The sequence below is a fragment of the Stenotrophomonas sp. RIT309 genome (assembly GCF_000632045.1).
GTDB lineage: Bacteria > Pseudomonadota > Gammaproteobacteria > Xanthomonadales > Xanthomonadaceae > Stenotrophomonas > Stenotrophomonas indicatrix.
In genome coordinates this window covers 1-16,571 of record NZ_JFYS01000031.1, presented here as the reverse complement: position 1 = coordinate 16,571, position 16,571 = coordinate 1, and the positions used below count along the sequence as shown (strand labels likewise).

Genomic DNA, 16,571 nt, shown 5'->3' with positions numbered 1-16,571 from the left:
GGCAGGACACGCCGTAAACCCGTCCATGGGGGCTCGATGGCGCCATCCATGGCGCCAACGGTCCTGCCAACCCACACCGCCCCACCCCTGACAGTTTCCCGGTGACGGTCGGTGACCTTCGGGAGCTGGCAGGTGTCGACCTTGGTCGACACGCTTGGTCCACGCCATGCGTGGATGCGAGCGAAGCGACCGGCGTTTGAGTTTGATTTTGATTTTCTTTTTTCTTCTCCGTGGCTGGACAGCACCCGGAAACCGTCAGAGGCCGGGCGGGTGGGTGGCGCAGGACCGTTGGCGCCATGGATGGCGCCATCGAGCCCCCATGGACGGGTTTACGGCGTGTCCTGCGCCACCCACCCGCCCGGCCAAGCGCGGCTTCTGCTTTTGCCTTCAGCGACCAACCCACAGCCACGAGGGGCTGCGCCGTTGGCTGGAACAACCTGTTACCCGGACGGGGAATGTCACCGCCACCACCGCATGCGATGCTGACCGCCTTGATCCCTGCCAGCGAGAACGCCCGCATGACCACCATCATCGCCCCGCGCGTGCACGACATCGGCGGCCTGGAAGTGCGCCGCGCCGTGCCCACCCTGCAGGCCCGCAGCATCGGTTCGTTCGTGTTCGTCGACCAGATGGGCCCGGCACTCATGCACCCCGGTACCGCCATCGACGTGCGCCCACACCCGCATATCGGCCTGGCCACCGTCACCTACCTCTGGTCCGGTGCCATCGGCCACCGCGATACGCTGGGCTCGGACCAGGTGATCCGTCCCGGTGACGTCAACTGGATGACCGCCGGCCGCGGCATCGCCCATTCCGAGCGCACGCCGCAACCGGACCGCGACCATGACAACCCGATCCACGGCATGCAGACCTGGGTGGCGTTGCCGAAGTCGCATGAGGAAATCGAACCGGCCTTCTACCACCATGCCGCCGCCACCCTGCCCGAGCAGCGCCGCAACGGCGCCTGGCTGCGCGTCATCGCCGGACGCGCCTATGGCGAGGAGTCGCCGGTCAAGGTGTTCGCCGGCACGCTCAACGTGGCAATTGACCTGGACCCGGATGCGGAGATCGACATCGATGATGGCCACCGCGAACGTGCGCTGTACATCCTCGAAGGCCAAGCGCAGCTGGATGGTGTGGACATTCCCGCCCAGCACCTGGTGATTCCCGAAGCCGGTGCACGCGGCCGCCTGCGGGCGAAGACGCCGGTGAAGGCGATGCTGTTCGGCGGCGAACCGCTGGATGGCCCACGTCATCTGTGGTGGAACTTCGTGTCCAGTTCGAAGGAACGTATCGAGCAGGCCAAGCACGACTGGGAAGCCGGACGTTTCGGCACCATTCCCGGCGACGACAAGGAATTCATTCCCCTGCCCCAGTACTGAGCATCGCGTGTTGCACACATCCGAAGGTGTATCCCTGCACCCGGCGTTGACGCTACAGTCACCCGCTGATCACTGAAATGTGACATAAATCACACTTTAGACCGTCAAAGGAGTGCAACACATGAGCATGGGTAAACGCTTGTCCGCCGAGTTCCTCGGCACGTTCTGGCTGGTTCTGGGTGGCTGTGGCAGTGCGGTGCTGGCCGCCAAGTTCGGTGGCGACGGCAATCCGCTGGGTATCGGTTTCCTCGGCGTGGCCCTGGCCTTCGGCCTGACCGTGGTGACCGGCGCCTACGCGTTCGGCCATATCTCCGGTGCGCACTTCAATCCAGCGGTCAGCGTGGGCCTGTGGGCCGGTGGGCGCTTCCCGACCCGGGATCTGGTGCCCTACATCATCGCGCAGGTGGCCGGCGGCCTGCTGGCCGGCTTCATCCTGCTGCAGATCGCCTCCGGTGCCAGCGGCTTCGCCATTGATGGCAACCAGGCCGGCGCGTTCGCCAGCAACGGTTATGGCGCGCTGTCACCTGGTGGCTACAGCGTGGCGGCCGCGTTCCTGTGCGAAGTGGTGCTCACGGCGGTGTTCCTGATCGTGATCATGGGCGCGACCCATGGCAAGGCGCCGGCGGGCTTCGCGCCGCTGGCCATCGGCCTGGCCCTGACCCTGATCCACCTGATCAGCATTCCGGTGACCAATACGTCGGTGAACCCGGCCCGCTCCACGGCGGTGGCCTTCTTCGCCGGCAGTGGCGCAACCGGCCAGCTATGGCTGTTCTGGGTCGCCCCGCTGCTGGGCGGTGCGATCGGCGGCATCATCTACAAGTGGATCGGCAACGACCGCTGAGCCATGACCGTGCCATTGCGGCCGACCCTCGGCCGCAATGGTTACGGATGTAACCGCGATTTGTGCGATCGCTCACGTTCCGTTAAGGTCTGGTCATCCGCCCGTGCTTTCGCCGGGCAGGACGGCATCCGGGGATGGGATGCCTCGACCGCCGGTGTCACCGGCGGTGCCAACGACACGCCACCTTGGGGGATGCATGAAGTTCGCGCCTGTTGTTCTGTCGAGCCTGTTGTTCGTTGCAGCGTCTGCCTGCGCGCAGGCCCCGGTCGACTGTCCTTCGTTGCCCGCCAGCAGCGGCCTACAATGGCAGCAGCAGGCACAGTCCGGCTTCCTGGTCTGCCGCGCGGCCACCAGTGACGGGCGCGAAGTACTGAGCCTGATGCTCAGCCAGCGCGATCCGGGCATTCCGCTGACCCGCTCACTGCGCCAGGAAAAAGGCAGCTTTGCCGGTGAATCGATGTACTGGTACCAGCCGGATCTGGGCGGCCAGCAGCCGCCGGGCTATGCCGAGCGCCGCATCAGCGTGGTCAAGCTGGACAAGGGCCGCTACGCGCAGATCGCGCTGTATCCCGACAGTTCCCAGGAACTGGGCACGCTGCAGCAGCTTGCGCAGGGCATGAACCTGACGCCCTCTGCCGTGGCCGACGGCCGCTGAGGCGCTGCGGGGATGACTGCCTGGCAGCATTCCCGCACTTCCACCCGATCCATCGGTAGCGCCGGGCCATGCCCGGCGGCTTTCGGCCGTGTCGGCTCTTCTGGACATCCGCCGGGCATGGCCCGGCGCTACCAATGTGCTGTGGGCACGGCCCGGCGCTACCGATGCGCTGTGGGCATGGCCCGCAGCGCGACCTCAGAACCTGCCTTCCTGGAAATCGACGAAGGCCTGCATCAATTCCTCGCGGGTGTTCATCACGAACGGGCCATGCCGCATCACCGGCTCGCGCAGCGGACGACCCGCCACCAGGATCAACCGCGCGCCGTCGCTGCCTGCCGACAGATGCAGCTGCTCGCCGCCGCCCAGCACCGCCAGTTCCTGCCGCGCCACGTCGCGCGCCGCATCCTGCTCGCCCACCGTCAACCCGCCTTCGAACACATAGACGAACGCGTTGTGGCCTTCGGGCAGGGAGTAGGTCCAGGCACGATCGGCCTCCAGTGCAATGTCCAGATACAGCGGATCGGTGGCTGGCTGCGCGATCGGACCCGCAGTGCCCTCGACCGTGCCAGCGATCACCTTGACCTGCACGCCTTCGGCCGGCTGCACCACCGGGATCTTTTCGGGAGCGAATTCCTGGTACTTCGGCGCGGTCATCTTGTCGCGCGCCGGCAGGTTCACCCACAGCTGGAAGCCGCGCATCTGCCCGCTTTCCTGCTCGGGCATCTCCGAATGCACCAGGCCACGGCCGGCCGTCATCCACTGCACGCTGCCGGGGGTCAGCAGGCCCTCGTTGCCGTGATTGTCGCGATGCCGCATGCGGCCATCGAGCATGTAGGTGACGGTCTCGAAACCACGATGCGGATGCTCGGGGAAACCGGCGATGTAGTCCTCGGCGCGATCGGTACCGAATTCGTCGAGCAGCAGGAACGGATCGAGGTCGGGCAGCGAGGGGCCGCCGATGACCCGGGTCAGGCGAACACCGGCACCGTCGGAGGTGGGCATGCCACGGATGGTACGCAGGACGCGGACCGGCTCGGGAAGGCTCATGGTGACTCCTGTTGGATGGATGCCGCTAAAAATGGACGCTGCAGCGCGCAACGCCAATGGATGCCGTCGCAACCGATTGTTCCATCCCTGGTGTTCGCCGCACGTCATGTCCGCACGCCGGCACCGCCTGCGTTGTCGGCTGCGAAGGAACATCGCCACCTGCCACACCCATGTACGACCAAAGTACTACCGCCGAATGGTCCCGTGCACATTGACCCTGCCAGGGGCACGCGGGACTCTTTGCCTGTCTTTCCGGGAGAGAGCACCTCATGAAAGGTTTTTCCAAAATAGGCTGGGCGGCCCTCGCCCTGCTCGGCGCGTTCTGCCTGGGCACGGTGGCGCTGCGGCGCGGTGAGCACATCAACGCGTTGTGGATCGTGGTCGCGGCGGTATCGCTGTACCTGGTCGCCTACCGCTTCTACAGCCTGTTCATCGCCGACAAGGTGATGCAGCTCGATCCGACCCGGGCCACCCCGGCGGTGATCAACAACGATGGCCTGGACTACGTCCCGACCAACAAGCACGTGCTGTTCGGCCACCACTTCGCCGCCATTGCCGGTGCCGGCCCGCTGGTCGGCCCGGTGCTGGCCGCGCAGATGGGCTACCTGCCCGGCCTGCTGTGGCTGGTGGTCGGCGTGGTACTGGCCGGTGCGGTGCAGGACTTCATGGTCCTGTTCCTGTCCAGCCGCCGCAACGGCCGTTCACTGGGTGACCTGGTGCGCGAGGAGATGGGCCAGGTGCCCGGCACCATCGCGTTGTTCGGTGCCTTCCTGATCATGATCATCATCCTGGCCGTGCTGGCGATGGTGGTGGTCAAGGCACTGGCGGAAAGCCCGTGGGGCATGTTCACGGTGATCGCGACGATGCCCATCGCGATCCTGATGGGCGTCTACATGCGCTACATCCGGCCGGGCAAGATCGGTGAGATCTCGGTGGTGGGCCTGGTGCTGCTGCTCGCCGCGATCTGGTTCGGTGGCAAGGTGGCGGCAGACCCGACCTGGGGCCCGGCGTTCACCTTCACCGGCACCCAGATCACCTGGATGCTGATCGGCTACGGTTTCGTCGCCTCGGTGCTGCCGGTCTGGCTGCTGCTGGCACCGCGCGACTACCTGTCGACCTTCCTGAAGATCGGCACGATCATCGCGCTGGCCATCGGCATCCTGGTGGTGATGCCGGAACTGAAGATGCCGGCGCTGACCCAGTTCGCGGCCAGCGGCGACGGCCCGGTGTGGAAAGGCGGCATGTTCCCGTTCCTGTTCATCACCATCGCCTGCGGCGCGGTGTCGGGTTTCCATGCACTGATCTCCTCGGGCACTACGCCCAAGCTGCTGGCCAATGAAGCGCACATGCGCTACATCGGCTACGGCGGCATGCTGATGGAATCGTTCGTGGCAGTGATGGCGCTGGTGGCGGCCTCGATCATCGATCCGGGCATCTACTTCGCGATGAACAGCCCAGCGGCGGTGATCGGTGCCGATGCCGCATCGGCCGCACACTACATCACCAATACCTGGGGCTTCACCATCACCCCCGAACAGCTGACCGCCACGGCGGCAGCGATCGGTGAGCCGACCATCCTGCATCGTGCCGGTGGTGCACCCACCCTGGCGGTGGGCATCGCGCAGATCCTGCATGAGGCGATCCCCAGCAGCAGCGACGCGATGATGGCGTTCTGGTACCACTTCGCCATCCTGTTCGAAGCACTGTTCATCCTCACCGCGGTGGATGCGGGCACACGTGCCGGTCGTTTCATGCTGCAGGACCTGCTCGGCAATTTCGTGCCGGCGCTGAAGAAGACCGAGTCGTGGACCGCCAACATCATCGGCACTGCCGGCTGCGTGGCGCTGTGGGGCTACCTGCTGTACACCGGCGTGGTCGATCCGTTCGGCGGCATCCAGACGTTGTGGCCGTTGTTCGGCATCTCCAACCAGATGCTGGCGGGCATCGCGCTGATGCTGGGTACGGTGGTGCTGTTCAAGATGAAGCGTGACCGCTACGCGTGGGTCACCGCGGTGCCGGCGGTGTGGCTGCTGATCTGCACCACCTATGCCGGTTTCATCAAGATCTTCGACAGCAACCCGGCGCAGGGTTTCCTGGCACAGGCACACAAGTTCCAGGACGCGTTGGCCAGCGGCACCATCACCGCACCGGCGAAGTCGGTCGCACAGATGCAGCAGATCGTGGTCAACGCCTACGTCAACACCGGCTTGACCGCGCTGTTCCTGCTGGTGGTGGCGTCGGTGCTGGTGTATTCGATCAAGACGATCGTGGCGGCGCGCCGCAATCCGCAGCGCAGCGACCGCGAGACCCCGTACGTGGCGCTGAAGCCGCATGAAATGGTGGACCTGTAATGAGTACACAACTGGTTCCGGTGGGGCAGTACCAGGCGCATCGCCGGATCTGGCGACGCCTGGTGCAGACGGCACGGCTGTGCTGCGGCATTCCCGACTACGACAACTATGTGCGGCATGTGCGGGAGAAGCATCCGGACCGCGAGCCGATGGACTACAAGACGTTCTTCCGCGAGCGGCAGGAAGCGCGGTATGGCGGGCGCAACGGTGGTCGCTGCTGTTGAGGTTCCCGGTGGGTGCCGGGCTTGCAGCCCGGCGCCCGCAGAGGCAACGGCAACATCAACTGCAACCGCAACTGCTGGAGCGTCGGCTCTGGGGTTCTGTGGGTTTGGCGGGGCGGTGTGGGCTTGCAGGACACGCCGTAAACCCGTCCATGGGGGCTCGATGGCGCCATCCATGGCGCCAACGGTCCTGCAAGCCCACACCGCCCCACCTTTGACAGATTTCCGGTGACGGTGCGAATCATCCGGGGCCTGATCCGTTTTCCCTGGAGAACGGATCAGGCCCCTTTCTGTTCGTGGATGCCGGCGGTTGCGGGCGCCGCCCGGCGTAACTACTCCGTGAGGGTGATCGGGGTCAGGGTGACCTTGGCGTTGTTGGCCGCTCCCATCCGGTCCTGGTAGGCCTGGCCGCGCTGCAACAAGTAATAGCTGTCGATATAGTCGATGTCATTGGCAAACCACGACGTGGGCATGGCCTTGAGGATCGCGCCTGCGATGTCGGCGATGACGGCATACTCAGGAGCGAAGGCGCCCAGTGCGGCTTTGACGCCGTTGCTCAGCGCCACCAGCAGCTCCTGGTAGTTGGTATCGCCGTCATCTTCGAACAGCTGCACGTTGGCGGCGTTGAAGCGATAGTTGCCCCAGATGATCAGCGGTTGCTGCGGGGTGTAGTCGGTACCGTCGTAGTCCAGGTACGGCATGTCGACGGTGACCATCTCCGGTGCGGTGGCGCCCACCTGCAGACCGGAAACAACAGCGAACACCTCGGCTGCCCCCAGCGCCCAGGGCTCCTGGTCGTCCGCCAGGCGGATGCGGTCCAGGCGGGTGATATCCAGCGACGCCTGCGTTCCGTCAGCCGACAGCTGGATGCGTTCGGGCGATTGCAGGCCGCGAGCCTTCAGCCCCGCATTGACCAGGGCCATGCCCTCCTGCACGGCGCGCCGCGTGTCGACGTCGACGATCAGCACCGGAAAGTCCGGGGCCCGTTTCGCATCCAGTACATGCGCGCGGCCCTGCGCGTCGTATGCGGTGATCGTGGTCCAGTCGCGATCATTGCCACGCGGCAGACTGGCCACCCACAGCGGATGCGCATTGATGGCCGCCAGCGAGTGCCCCTCGGGCACGTACGCACGCAACTGCAGCAGCCCCTGCCCCTGTGCCGGGAGCCCCTTGCGCTGGCGCAGCTGGCGATCGCCAGCAGCCAGCGATGCACTGGCCAGCGTATGCGCCTGCGGATCGAAACGGCCCATCAACAATTGCACCGGCACGCCCTGCTCCGGCGCCGCATGCAGCGAGCTGCGCACTGCATCGGCGAACCCTGGCTGGGCGATCAGTGCCGCCACCTCGCGCGCACCGGCATCGGTCAGCATCTGCACATCGGCGCCGCCGGCCCTCACCGGCCCCTGCGCGAAGGCCCCCGTGCTGGCCAGCAACAGCACCAGTGCGGAAACCCGAAACCTCCATTGCTTCATCATCGACGGCCCCATCGAACGTCGCCGGCAACGCCGGCAGGAGCTTCCCACGCTACGGCGCACGCGCCATACGTTCCGGTATGTGCCGCACAGTTCCGGCAGCGTCCCGCGAAAAACAGCCGAGCGTGGGCTCGGCTCTACCCGTTCCTGATTTCCGTCGCTGGCCGCGAGAGGGCTCAGCCGTTGGCCATCCACTTCAGGATCAACCCGGTCACATACGCCAGGCCGGTACCGGTGGCATATCCGACCGTACCGAGCAGCACGCCCACCGGCGCCAGCGTCGGATGGAATGCTGCCGCCACCACTGGTGCCGAGGCGGCGGCGCCGATGTTGCCCTGCGAACCGATCGCGAAGAAGAACAGCGGCGCACGCACCAGCTTGGCCACGATCCACAGCACAAGCACGTGGGTGGCCATCCAGATGGCCCCCAGCAGGAACAGCCACGGACGATCCAGCAGCGACAACAGGTTCATCTGCATGCCGATGCAGGCGATCAGGAAATACAGGAACACGGTACCCAGGCGCGAGGCGCCTGCCGCTTCCAGCCGGCGTGCACGGGTGAAGCTGAGCGTCAGGCCCATCGCGGTGGACAGCAGGATCACCCACACAAACTGGCTGTCGAGGCTGAACTGGCTGGCCCAGCTGACATTGGCCTTGAACCAGCCCGACAGCGGTGCGGCGATGGCATGGGCCAGGCCGACGCCGCCCAGTGCCACGCCGACGATCACCATCAGGTCGGTCATGCTGGGGATGCGCGCGTTCTGTGCCTCGTAGGCGCTGATGCGCGCCTTCATCTCATCGATGGCGCGGGTGTCGGCACCGTTGCGGGCATCGATCTGCTGGGCGCGGTTGGCCATGAACAACAGGATCGCCATCCACAGGCTGGCGCAGGCCACGTCGACCACCGCGAACTGGCCGAAGGTGGTGGCATCGGTGCCGAACACTTCGCGCATGGCGACCATGTTGGCGCCACCGCCGATCCAGCTGCCGGCCAACGCGGCCATCCCGGCCCAGGTGTCGCCAGCCACGGTTTCCGGATGGATCAGCTTCATCACCTGGAAGGAGACGATGGCGCCGAGCATGATGCCGGCGGTGCCGGCGCAGAACACCAGCAGCAGCTTCGGCCCCAGCTTGGCGATGCCCTTCAGGTCGATCGACAGGGTCAGCAGGACCAGCGCCGCCGGCAACAGCACATCGCGGGCGACCGGGTTGTACAGCGAGGTGTTGTGGCCATCGATGACACCGGCGGTGTTGTAGATGGCGGGGATGAAATAGCACAGCAGCAGTGCAGGCACCCAGGCGAAGATCTTCTTCAGCAGGGGCGTCGGGCCACTGGCGGCCCAGAAGATCAGGGCAAGGGTGGCGGCGATCAGACCAAGGCCAACGATGTCGTTGCTGATCAGGGCAGTAGCGGGTTCGGTCGGCATGGGATCCTCTGTCGATCGAAAGAGCGGAAAAGAAAAGCGCCGCATAAGCGGCGCGGGTCGAAATTAACATAGTCTTCACGCAGGGTCATGCTGCGCTGCTTGCGGCAGCGCGTCGGCCTGCCGAGAATCGCTGCATTCCCTACTGGAGCCTGCCCCATGCAACTCGGCGCTTTTTCAGTCAGCCTGGCGGTGAAGGACCTGGCCACCTCACGTGCGTTCTACGAAGCGCTGGGGTTCTCGGTGACCGGTGGTGATGCGGCGCAGAACTGGTTGGTACTGCGCAACAACGGCATCGTGGTCGGCCTGTTCCAGGGCATGTTCGAGGGCAACCTGCTCACCTTCAATCCCGGCTGGGACCAGCACAAGCAGGAACTGGCGTCCTTCCAGGACGTGCGTGAGGTGCAGGCCGAGCTGGACGCCAAGGGCATCGCGCTCACGGCGCGTGCCGATCCCGATGGCGAAGGTCCGGCCTATCTGCAGCTGACCGATCCCGATGGCAACGTGATCCTGATCGACCAGCACGTGGCGCGGCCAACGGGGCGGTGACGCGGCCAGCGTGCCAAGCAAGGTTGGCACCTACCGGAACGCACGCGGCCATTGCCTGGTAGGCGTCGACCTTGGTCGACGGACAGGTCAGCCTGGCCGCGATGTACCAAAGTCGAGCGAGGCCAGGGTGCCGCGCGGCTGGCAGGGCTGCAGCTGCAGGGTCCAGCCCAGGTGCTCGCACAGCCGCGCGATCAGTTCCAGGCCGATGCCGCCGCGGTCGCCGCGCTCACCGCGGGCCATCCGCGCGTGGATCGCTGCGATCTCCTCCGGGCTCATGCCATGGCCGGGGTCCTGCAGGGTCAACACCGCTGCCGAGGTCAGGCGCAGCTCGATATGACCGCGGCCGCTGTTCTCGATGGCATTGCGCAGCAGGTTGCCGATCGCTGCCTGCACCACCGCCAGCGGCGCGACGATGTCGACCGGCGCGGCCTGGATGCCGATGCTCAGGTCCTTGTCGCCCAGCAGGTGGCGATGGTCGTCGACGATCTCCGGCAGCAGCTGGTCCAGCGCGATGCGCTCGGCACGGGCAGCCAGGCGAGCGGGATCACGCGCCAGCACCAGCAACAGCTCGATCAGCTGCTCAACGCCCTGCGCGGTACGCAGCACACGCTGCATCTGCTGTCGTGCGCGCTCAGGCAGGCCGGGCTGCTCCAGCGCCAGTTCGGCGGCACCGGTCATCACTGCGATCGGCGTGCGCAGTTCATGGCTTGCGGTACTGATGAACACCCGCTCGCGCTCGACGAACTGCTCGTTGCGATCAAGGTAATCGTTCAGCGCATCGGCGATGGTGTGCAGCTCGGAACTGCCGCGCGGATCGACGTCAATGCGCTGGCCCTGCACGCCGGGCCGCAGTGCACCGATGTGCTGGGCCAGCAGGCTCAAGGGGCGCACCATGCGCTCCATGCCGAAGGAGGCCATCAACACGGTGACGAAGATCATGATGATGCCGGCCAGCATCACCCAGCGCGTTGCGAATTGTTCAAGATCGTGGAAATCGGAGATGTCCAGGGCCAGCGCAACCCGCCCCATCGAGCCGGTATCGCGCACCATCACCGCCGTCTCGCGCTCGCCGATCATCACCCCGTCATGCAACCCCGGATGCAGGGTGCGCAGGCTGGCGGGCATGTTGGCTTCATTGAAGCGGAACAGGCTCAGCGTGTCCGAGTCCTGCCAGCGATAGTGCGGCTCGTGCTCGGTGTGCTCGACGATGCTGTCCAGTTCGGAATTGAGCAGCGCGCGCCACGCCGCGTGCTCGGCGTGTTCGTGCACGTAGTTGCCCACACTGAACACCGCCAGCGAAATCAGCGCCAGGTAGCCCAGCAGCCACCACACCACCCGCCGATACAGCGGCCCGGGCTTACGCGCCATCGTCATCGTTCCGTGCGTCCGCGCCTGCGGTGGACGCCAGCCGGTAGCCCACCCGTGGCAGGGTGTGGATCAGCTTGTCGGCAAAGGGGCCGTCCACGCTGCGGCGCAGTTCGTACACATGCGAGCGCAGCAGGTCACCGTCCGGTGGTTCGTCACCCCACAGGGCGAATTCCAGCTGCTGCCGGGTGACCGCACCCGGGCTGGCGCGCATCAGTACTTCCAGCAGCTTGCGGCAGGCCGGGTACAGGTGCAGCACCTGGCCGGCGCGCTGCGCCTCCAGGCTGGCCAGGTCCAGCACCAGGTCGCCCACCTGCAGGCGCTTGCGCGGATTGCGACCCTGCGCGCGCAGCAGCAGCGCCTCCAGGCGCACTTCCAGTTCCGGCAGTGCGAATGGCTTGGTCAGGTAATCATCTGCGCCGGCCCGGAAGCCGGCGATCTTGTCCGGCAGTTCGTCGCGTGCGGTCAGCATGATCACCGGCACTTCCGAGGCGTGCTCGGAGCGCAGCCGCCGCAGCACCTCCGGGCCTTCCATGCGCGGCAGCATCCAGTCCAGGATCACCGCGTCATACGGGTGGCTGCCGGCAAGGTGCAGGCCGGTGATGCCATCCGGGGCCACGTCGAGCACATGCCCGCGCGACTCGAAATAGTCGAACAGGTTGGCCACCAACTGGCGGTTGTCCTCGATCACCAACAGGCGCATGCACGAAACATCCACGGAAGTTCATGCCATGGTAGCGCTGCGGATGTCGGAATGCGGTCGCCATGCCGGCCGCTCCGACGGCTTTCCCACGTGCCCCTCATCAGAATGGCCGTTTTGCTCCCGGAGCCTGCCGTGCCCGTTGCCCTGCCCCGCCGTTGGCACCTGCCGCTGCTGTGGTTGTTGATCGTGATGGCGCTGGCGGCCGGGCTTGGCATGCGCCAGCCGCAGCCACCGGACGAACCACGCTTCGTGCTGGCCGCACGTGCCATGGTGGAGAGCGGCGAGTGGCTGCTGCCACACCGGGGCAGCGAGCTGTACGCCGAGAAGCCGCCGGTGTTCATGTGGCTGCAGGCCGCCGCCCACCAGGTGGTCGGCAGCTGGCAGTGGTCGTTCCTGCTGCCGTCGCTGCTGGCCGCGCTGCTCAGCCTGTGGCTGGTGTCCGACCTGGCACGCCGGCTATGGTCGCCACGGCATTCGTTGTACGCGCTTGGCGCACTGTTCTGCACCCTGCAGTTCGGCCTGATGGCCAAGCGCGCGCAGATCGACATGGTGCTGGTGGGCATGACCACGCTGGCCCTGTGGGGCCTGCTGCGCCACCTCTGCGAGCGCCGCAACCTGCCGGCCCTGTGGCTGGCCGGCTTCGCCGCCGGCGTCGGCACGGTGACCAAGGGGGTGGGCTTCCTGCCCTTGCTGATGGTGCTGCCCTGGCTGGGCTGGCGGCTGTACCAGCGCCGTCGCGGCCGGCCGGTGGACGGCCCCCACCCCGCCAGCCTGCTGTGGCTGATTCCGGCCTTCCTGCTGGGCACGGCGGTGTGGCTGGCACCGCTGGGCTGGGCGCTGCTGCATGAACCCAGTGCATCACTGCAGTCGTACGCCCACGAACTGTTGTTCAAGCAGACCGGCACCCGCTATGCCAACGCCTGGCACCATCGCCAGCCGGTCTGGTACTACCTGCAGGTGATCGCCACGCTGTGGCTGCCGGGTGCGCTGCTGCTGCCGCTGATGGTCAAACCGTGGTGGCGCCGGCTGCGTCGCGGCGACCAGCGCCAGTGGCTGCTGCTGGGCTGGGCCGCGCTGGTCCTGCTGTTCTTCACTGCCAGCCCGGGCAAGCGCGAGGTGTACGTGCTGCCGATGCTGCCGGCGATGGCACTGGCGGTGGCGCCGCTGTTGCCCGGCCTGCTGCGTCGCCTGTGCGTGCGTCGCTATCTGTTCGGCTACAGCCTGCTGCTGATGCTGGCCACCGGCGCGCTTGGCGTGATGATGCTGACCGACAGCCCCTGGGCGCAGGCGCAGCTGGCACGGCGGGCGATGCCCGACACCCTGCTGCCCGTGTTCGGAGATGGCCTGCTGACCTTCGCCATCGCCGTGGCGACGCTGGCGGTGTGGCTGCGGATACGACGCGCGGCCACGCTGGTACTGCTCACCCACGGCCTGCTGTGGATGCTGTACGGACTGGTGCTGATACCGGCGCTGGACCCCTACGCCTCGGCGTCGGCGGTGATGCGCCGGGTGGGCACACGGATCGGCCCCGATGCGGAACTGGCGCTGGTGGCCTGGCGCGAACAGAACCTGCTGCAGGCCGACCGGCCGGTGCGCGAGTTCGGCTTCAAGCGGCCGTGGGCAGAGCAGTGGCACGACGCCGGTCCATGGTTGGCCGAGGCGCCGGACAAGCGCTGGCTGCTGGTACTGGACAAGGCCATGAGCCCCTGTGTCGATCCGGCCCAGGTCATCGAGATCGGTGTTGCCAATCGCAATCGTTGGCAGTTGCTTCCGGGCACCGCCTGGGATGCGGCCTGCCATGCCGAGCGTGCAGGCGCCAACGACGAAGAAGACTGAACGATGATGCGCGCCGGGCACCGATTAACCCGGCGCAAACGCGTGTACGACCCTTCTCCGACATGCCAGTGACGAGCATGGCCGCGGATTCCCGTAACGGCCCCTTCCCTGCATGCCCGCTCGCCCTCTTGTCCCGGCAGTCTCCTTTGCGCCCTCGCTGCTGGCGTCGCGTTTTGCCGTTACCCATCTTTGGCTGCCTTCTGTCATCGGCGTTGCGGTGTTCACCGTGCTGATGGGCCTGGGTGGCGACCAGTGGCTGGCCGACCATCTGTTCCGGCTGGAAGGCGGCCGCTGGGCGCTGCAGGATGCATGGCTGACGCGTTCGGTGGTGCACAAGGCCGGCAAGTGGCTGAGCACCGCTGCGGCACTGGTGGCGATGCTGCTGTGCTTCCACCACTGGCGCCGCGGCCGCGATCGCACGCTGCGTTGGGCGCTGCTGTATGTGGTGGTGGCCGTGGCACTCGGCACCGGGCTGATCTCGCTGCTGAAGTCGCTGGTGCCGATGGACTGCCCGTGGGATCTGCTGCGCTATGGCGGACACGATCCGTTCGTCGGTCTTCTCAGCAGCCGCCCGACCGGCATGGCCGCCCGCGCCTGCTTCCCCGCCGGCCACGCAAGCGCGGGATACGCATGGATGTGCCTGTACTTCTTCGCGCTGCTGTGGCGCCCCGCCTGGCGTTGGGCCGGGCTGTGGATCGGCCTCGGCAGCGGCCTGGTGTTCGGCATCGGCCAACAGCTGCGCGGCGCCCACTTCCTTTCGCATGACGTTGCCACCGCCTTGATCTGTTGGCTGCTGTCGCTGGGCCTGTATCTGGTGGTCCGCCGCCAGTTGGATCGCTCGACCCGCCAGGAGGCGGTTGCATGAACGCATCGGTCCAACGTTCCTTGCGGCTGCCGACACTGGCCAGCATCCGCGCATGGCGGCCACAGCTGTCCACCGAAGCACTGATCGTGCTGACCAGCCTGTTCTTCGCTGTGGCCGGCAATGGCCTGTTCTGGCACAGCGCCATGGCCAGCCATCCGGGCAGCCTGCGCTATGCGCTTTCGCTGTTGTTGCTGCTGCTGGGTGCACACGGTGTGCTGCTGGGCATCCTGGTGTGGCGCTGGAATGCCAAGGTGGTGATCAGCGTGCTGCTGCTGGTCACCGCGTTTGCCGCGCACTACATGAGCCGTTACCACATCTATCTGGATGCGGACATGCTGCGCAACGTGCTGGCTACCGACCCCAAGGAAAGCCGCGAACTGATGACGGTGTCGCTGCTGTGGCCGGTCCTGCTGCTGGCTGTGTTGCCGATGGTGGTGCTGTGGCGTGTTGACCTGCGCCGCCGCAGCTGGGGCCGCAGCCTGCTGTGGCGCATCGGCTTCCTGCTGGTCGCTGCGGTCACCGCACTCGGTGGCGCGCTGGTGTCCTTCCAGGATGTGTCGGCCTTGATGCGCAACCAGCGCGAAGTGCGCTACCTGGCAACGCCGGCCAATGTGCTGCTGGGGCTGCCGCGTGCGCTGCGCGGCGACAACCCGGTGCAACGCGCGCCGAAGCTGCCGATTGGTACCGATGCCAAGGCGACCCCGCGCGCAGCAACGAGCAAGCCACGCCTGCTGGTGATCGTGATGGGCGAAACGGTACGCGCGCAGAACTGGGGCTTGAATGGTGGCCGCAACACCACGCCGGAGCTGGCCCAGGCGGCGGTGGTCAATTTCCCGGACATGCACTCCTGCGGCACCAGCACCGAGGTTTCGCTGCCCTGCCTGTTCTCGCCATGGGGACGCCACGAGTATGACGAGAAGAAGATCCGTGCGCACCAGTCGCTGCTGCATGTACTGAACCGCGCGGGCATCGCGCCGCTGTGGCGCGACAACCAGTCCGGCTGCAAGGGCGTATGCGAGGGCCTGGACTTCCAGTCGCTGTCGGACGCGACCACGCCGGGGCTGTGTGCCGATGGCCGTTGCATGGACGAGATCCTGCTGCAGGACCTGGCGACGCAGGTGCGTGCGCGCCCGGGTGATCGGGTGGTGGTGCTGCACCAGCTGGGCAACCATGGCCCGGCCTATTTCGAACGCTACCCGGCCGCCTTCCGTCGCTTCACCCCGACCTGTGACACCCAGGACATTGGTCGCTGCTCGCGCGAAGAGATCACCAACAGTTACGACAACGCCGTGCTGTACACCGATCACTTCCTGAGCAAGACCATCGGCACGCTGCAGGGCCTGCAGGACTACGACACGGCGATGATCTACCTGTCCGACCACGGTGAATCGCTGGGCGAAAAGGGCCTGTACCTGCACGGTGTGCCGTACGCGATCGCACCGGCCGAGCAGACCCGGGTGCCGATGACGATGTGGTTCTCGCCGGGCTTCGCCAGCAGCCGTGGACTGGACCTGCAGTGCGTGCGCAAGCGCTCGGCCAGCTACACCGACCACGACAACCTGTTCCCGTCGGTGCTGGGGCTGATGCAGGTGAAAACCTCGCTGTACGAGCGGGATCGCGACCTGTTCGCCAACTGCGAGAGTTAGGGTTTGTCGGCAGGGCTGCGCCCTGCACCCGCAGAGGCAACGGCAACGGCCGAAGCAACAGCAACAGCGGGGTTCCTGTGGGTAGGCGGGGTGGGTCCGGTTGCGGGGGACGCCGTAAATCCGTCCATGGAGGCTCGGTCGCGCCTTGCTCGTGTGCGCTGTCCTGCGCACACGGCAAGACCGGGGTTGGGCGTCCTGCCCAACCCGCCCGAGG

The 16,571-nt window shown here is 66.5% G+C and carries 14 protein-coding genes; 9 read left to right on the top strand and 5 right to left on the bottom strand.

The window, feature by feature from the left end:
• Window positions 1–518 precede the first annotated feature (518 nt).
• The 3 genes from BW38_RS05570 to BW38_RS05580 all read left to right on the top strand — a co-directional run bounded on the left by BW38_RS05570 (window position 519) and on the right by BW38_RS05580 (window position 2,878).
• Window positions 519–1,382, top strand: coding sequence for a pirin family protein (locus BW38_RS05570; RefSeq protein ID WP_032977243.1), 864 nt, complete (start codon window positions 519–521; stop codon window positions 1,380–1,382).
• A gap of 121 nt (window positions 1,383–1,503) precedes the next feature.
• Entirely contained in the window at window positions 1,504–2,223 is a 720-nt protein-coding gene (aqpZ, locus tag BW38_RS05575) for an aquaporin Z (protein ID WP_032977241.1), read from the top strand.
• Between the two features lie 196 nt (window positions 2,224–2,419).
• Window positions 2,420–2,878, top strand: coding sequence for a hypothetical protein (locus tag BW38_RS05580; RefSeq protein ID WP_025877096.1), 459 nt, complete (start codon window positions 2,420–2,422; stop codon window positions 2,876–2,878).
• A gap of 195 nt (window positions 2,879–3,073) precedes the next feature.
• On the opposite strand, the gene BW38_RS05585 is transcribed toward BW38_RS05580, so the two are convergent.
• A complete protein-coding gene (locus tag BW38_RS05585; RefSeq protein ID WP_032977239.1) occupies window positions 3,074–3,925 on the bottom strand; it encodes a pirin family protein in 852 nt (283 codons plus the stop codon).
• Between the two features lie 269 nt (window positions 3,926–4,194).
• Here BW38_RS05585 and BW38_RS05590 point away from each other — a divergent pair, with 269 nt between their 5' ends.
• A complete protein-coding gene (locus BW38_RS05590; protein ID WP_025877093.1) occupies window positions 4,195–6,276 on the top strand; it encodes a carbon starvation CstA family protein in 2,082 nt (693 codons plus the stop codon).
• Window positions 6,276–6,500: a CstA-like transporter-associated (seleno)protein gene (locus tag BW38_RS05595; RefSeq protein ID WP_025877091.1), complete on the top strand. Its 225-nt coding sequence runs from the start codon at window positions 6,276–6,278 to the stop codon at window positions 6,498–6,500. Before BW38_RS05590 ends, BW38_RS05595 begins: the two co-directional genes overlap by 1 nt.
• A 329-nt stretch (window positions 6,501–6,829) precedes the next feature.
• On the opposite strand, the gene BW38_RS0120850 is transcribed toward BW38_RS05595, so the two are convergent.
• Window positions 6,830–7,969 (bottom strand): DUF3103 family protein, encoded by a 1,140-nt coding sequence (locus tag BW38_RS0120850; protein WP_161763257.1) that lies wholly within the window; start codon window positions 7,967–7,969, stop codon window positions 6,830–6,832.
• Between the two features lie 176 nt (window positions 7,970–8,145).
• On the bottom strand, window positions 8,146–9,396 hold the full coding sequence (locus BW38_RS05600) for a DUF819 family protein (RefSeq protein WP_025877087.1): 1,251 nt from the start codon (window positions 9,394–9,396) through the stop codon (window positions 8,146–8,148).
• Between the two features lie 156 nt (window positions 9,397–9,552).
• Here BW38_RS05600 and BW38_RS05605 point away from each other — a divergent pair, with 156 nt between their 5' ends.
• Window positions 9,553–9,942, top strand: coding sequence for a VOC family protein (locus BW38_RS05605; RefSeq protein WP_025877085.1), 390 nt, complete (start codon window positions 9,553–9,555; stop codon window positions 9,940–9,942).
• 87 nt (window positions 9,943–10,029) lie between these two features.
• Here BW38_RS05605 and BW38_RS05610 read toward each other — a convergent pair whose 3' ends face one another.
• Window positions 10,030–11,310, bottom strand: coding sequence for a HAMP domain-containing sensor histidine kinase (locus BW38_RS05610; protein ID WP_032951976.1), 1,281 nt, complete (start codon window positions 11,308–11,310; stop codon window positions 10,030–10,032).
• On the bottom strand, window positions 11,300–12,010 hold the full coding sequence (locus BW38_RS05615) for a response regulator transcription factor (protein WP_025877081.1): 711 nt from the start codon (window positions 12,008–12,010) through the stop codon (window positions 11,300–11,302). The genes BW38_RS05610 and BW38_RS05615 overlap by 11 nt, the downstream gene beginning before the upstream one ends.
• A gap of 132 nt (window positions 12,011–12,142) precedes the next feature.
• Between BW38_RS05615 and BW38_RS05620 the strand changes: the two genes are divergently transcribed.
• The 3 genes from BW38_RS05620 to BW38_RS05630 all read left to right on the top strand — a co-directional run bounded on the left by BW38_RS05620 (window position 12,143) and on the right by BW38_RS05630 (window position 16,357).
• Window positions 12,143–13,846 carry a glycosyltransferase family 39 protein gene (locus BW38_RS05620; protein ID WP_032977238.1) on the top strand — a complete coding sequence of 568 codons (1,704 nt, stop codon included), beginning with the start codon at window positions 12,143–12,145 and terminating at the stop codon, window positions 13,844–13,846.
• A gap of 112 nt (window positions 13,847–13,958) precedes the next feature.
• Complete coding sequence (locus BW38_RS05625; RefSeq protein ID WP_032977237.1) at window positions 13,959–14,711, top strand: phosphatase PAP2 family protein; 753 nt, start codon at window positions 13,959–13,961, stop codon at window positions 14,709–14,711.
• A complete protein-coding gene (locus BW38_RS05630; protein ID WP_032977235.1) occupies window positions 14,708–16,357 on the top strand; it encodes a phosphoethanolamine--lipid A transferase in 1,650 nt (549 codons plus the stop codon). The genes BW38_RS05625 and BW38_RS05630 overlap by 4 nt, the downstream gene beginning before the upstream one ends.
• Window positions 16,358–16,571 lie beyond the last annotated feature (214 nt).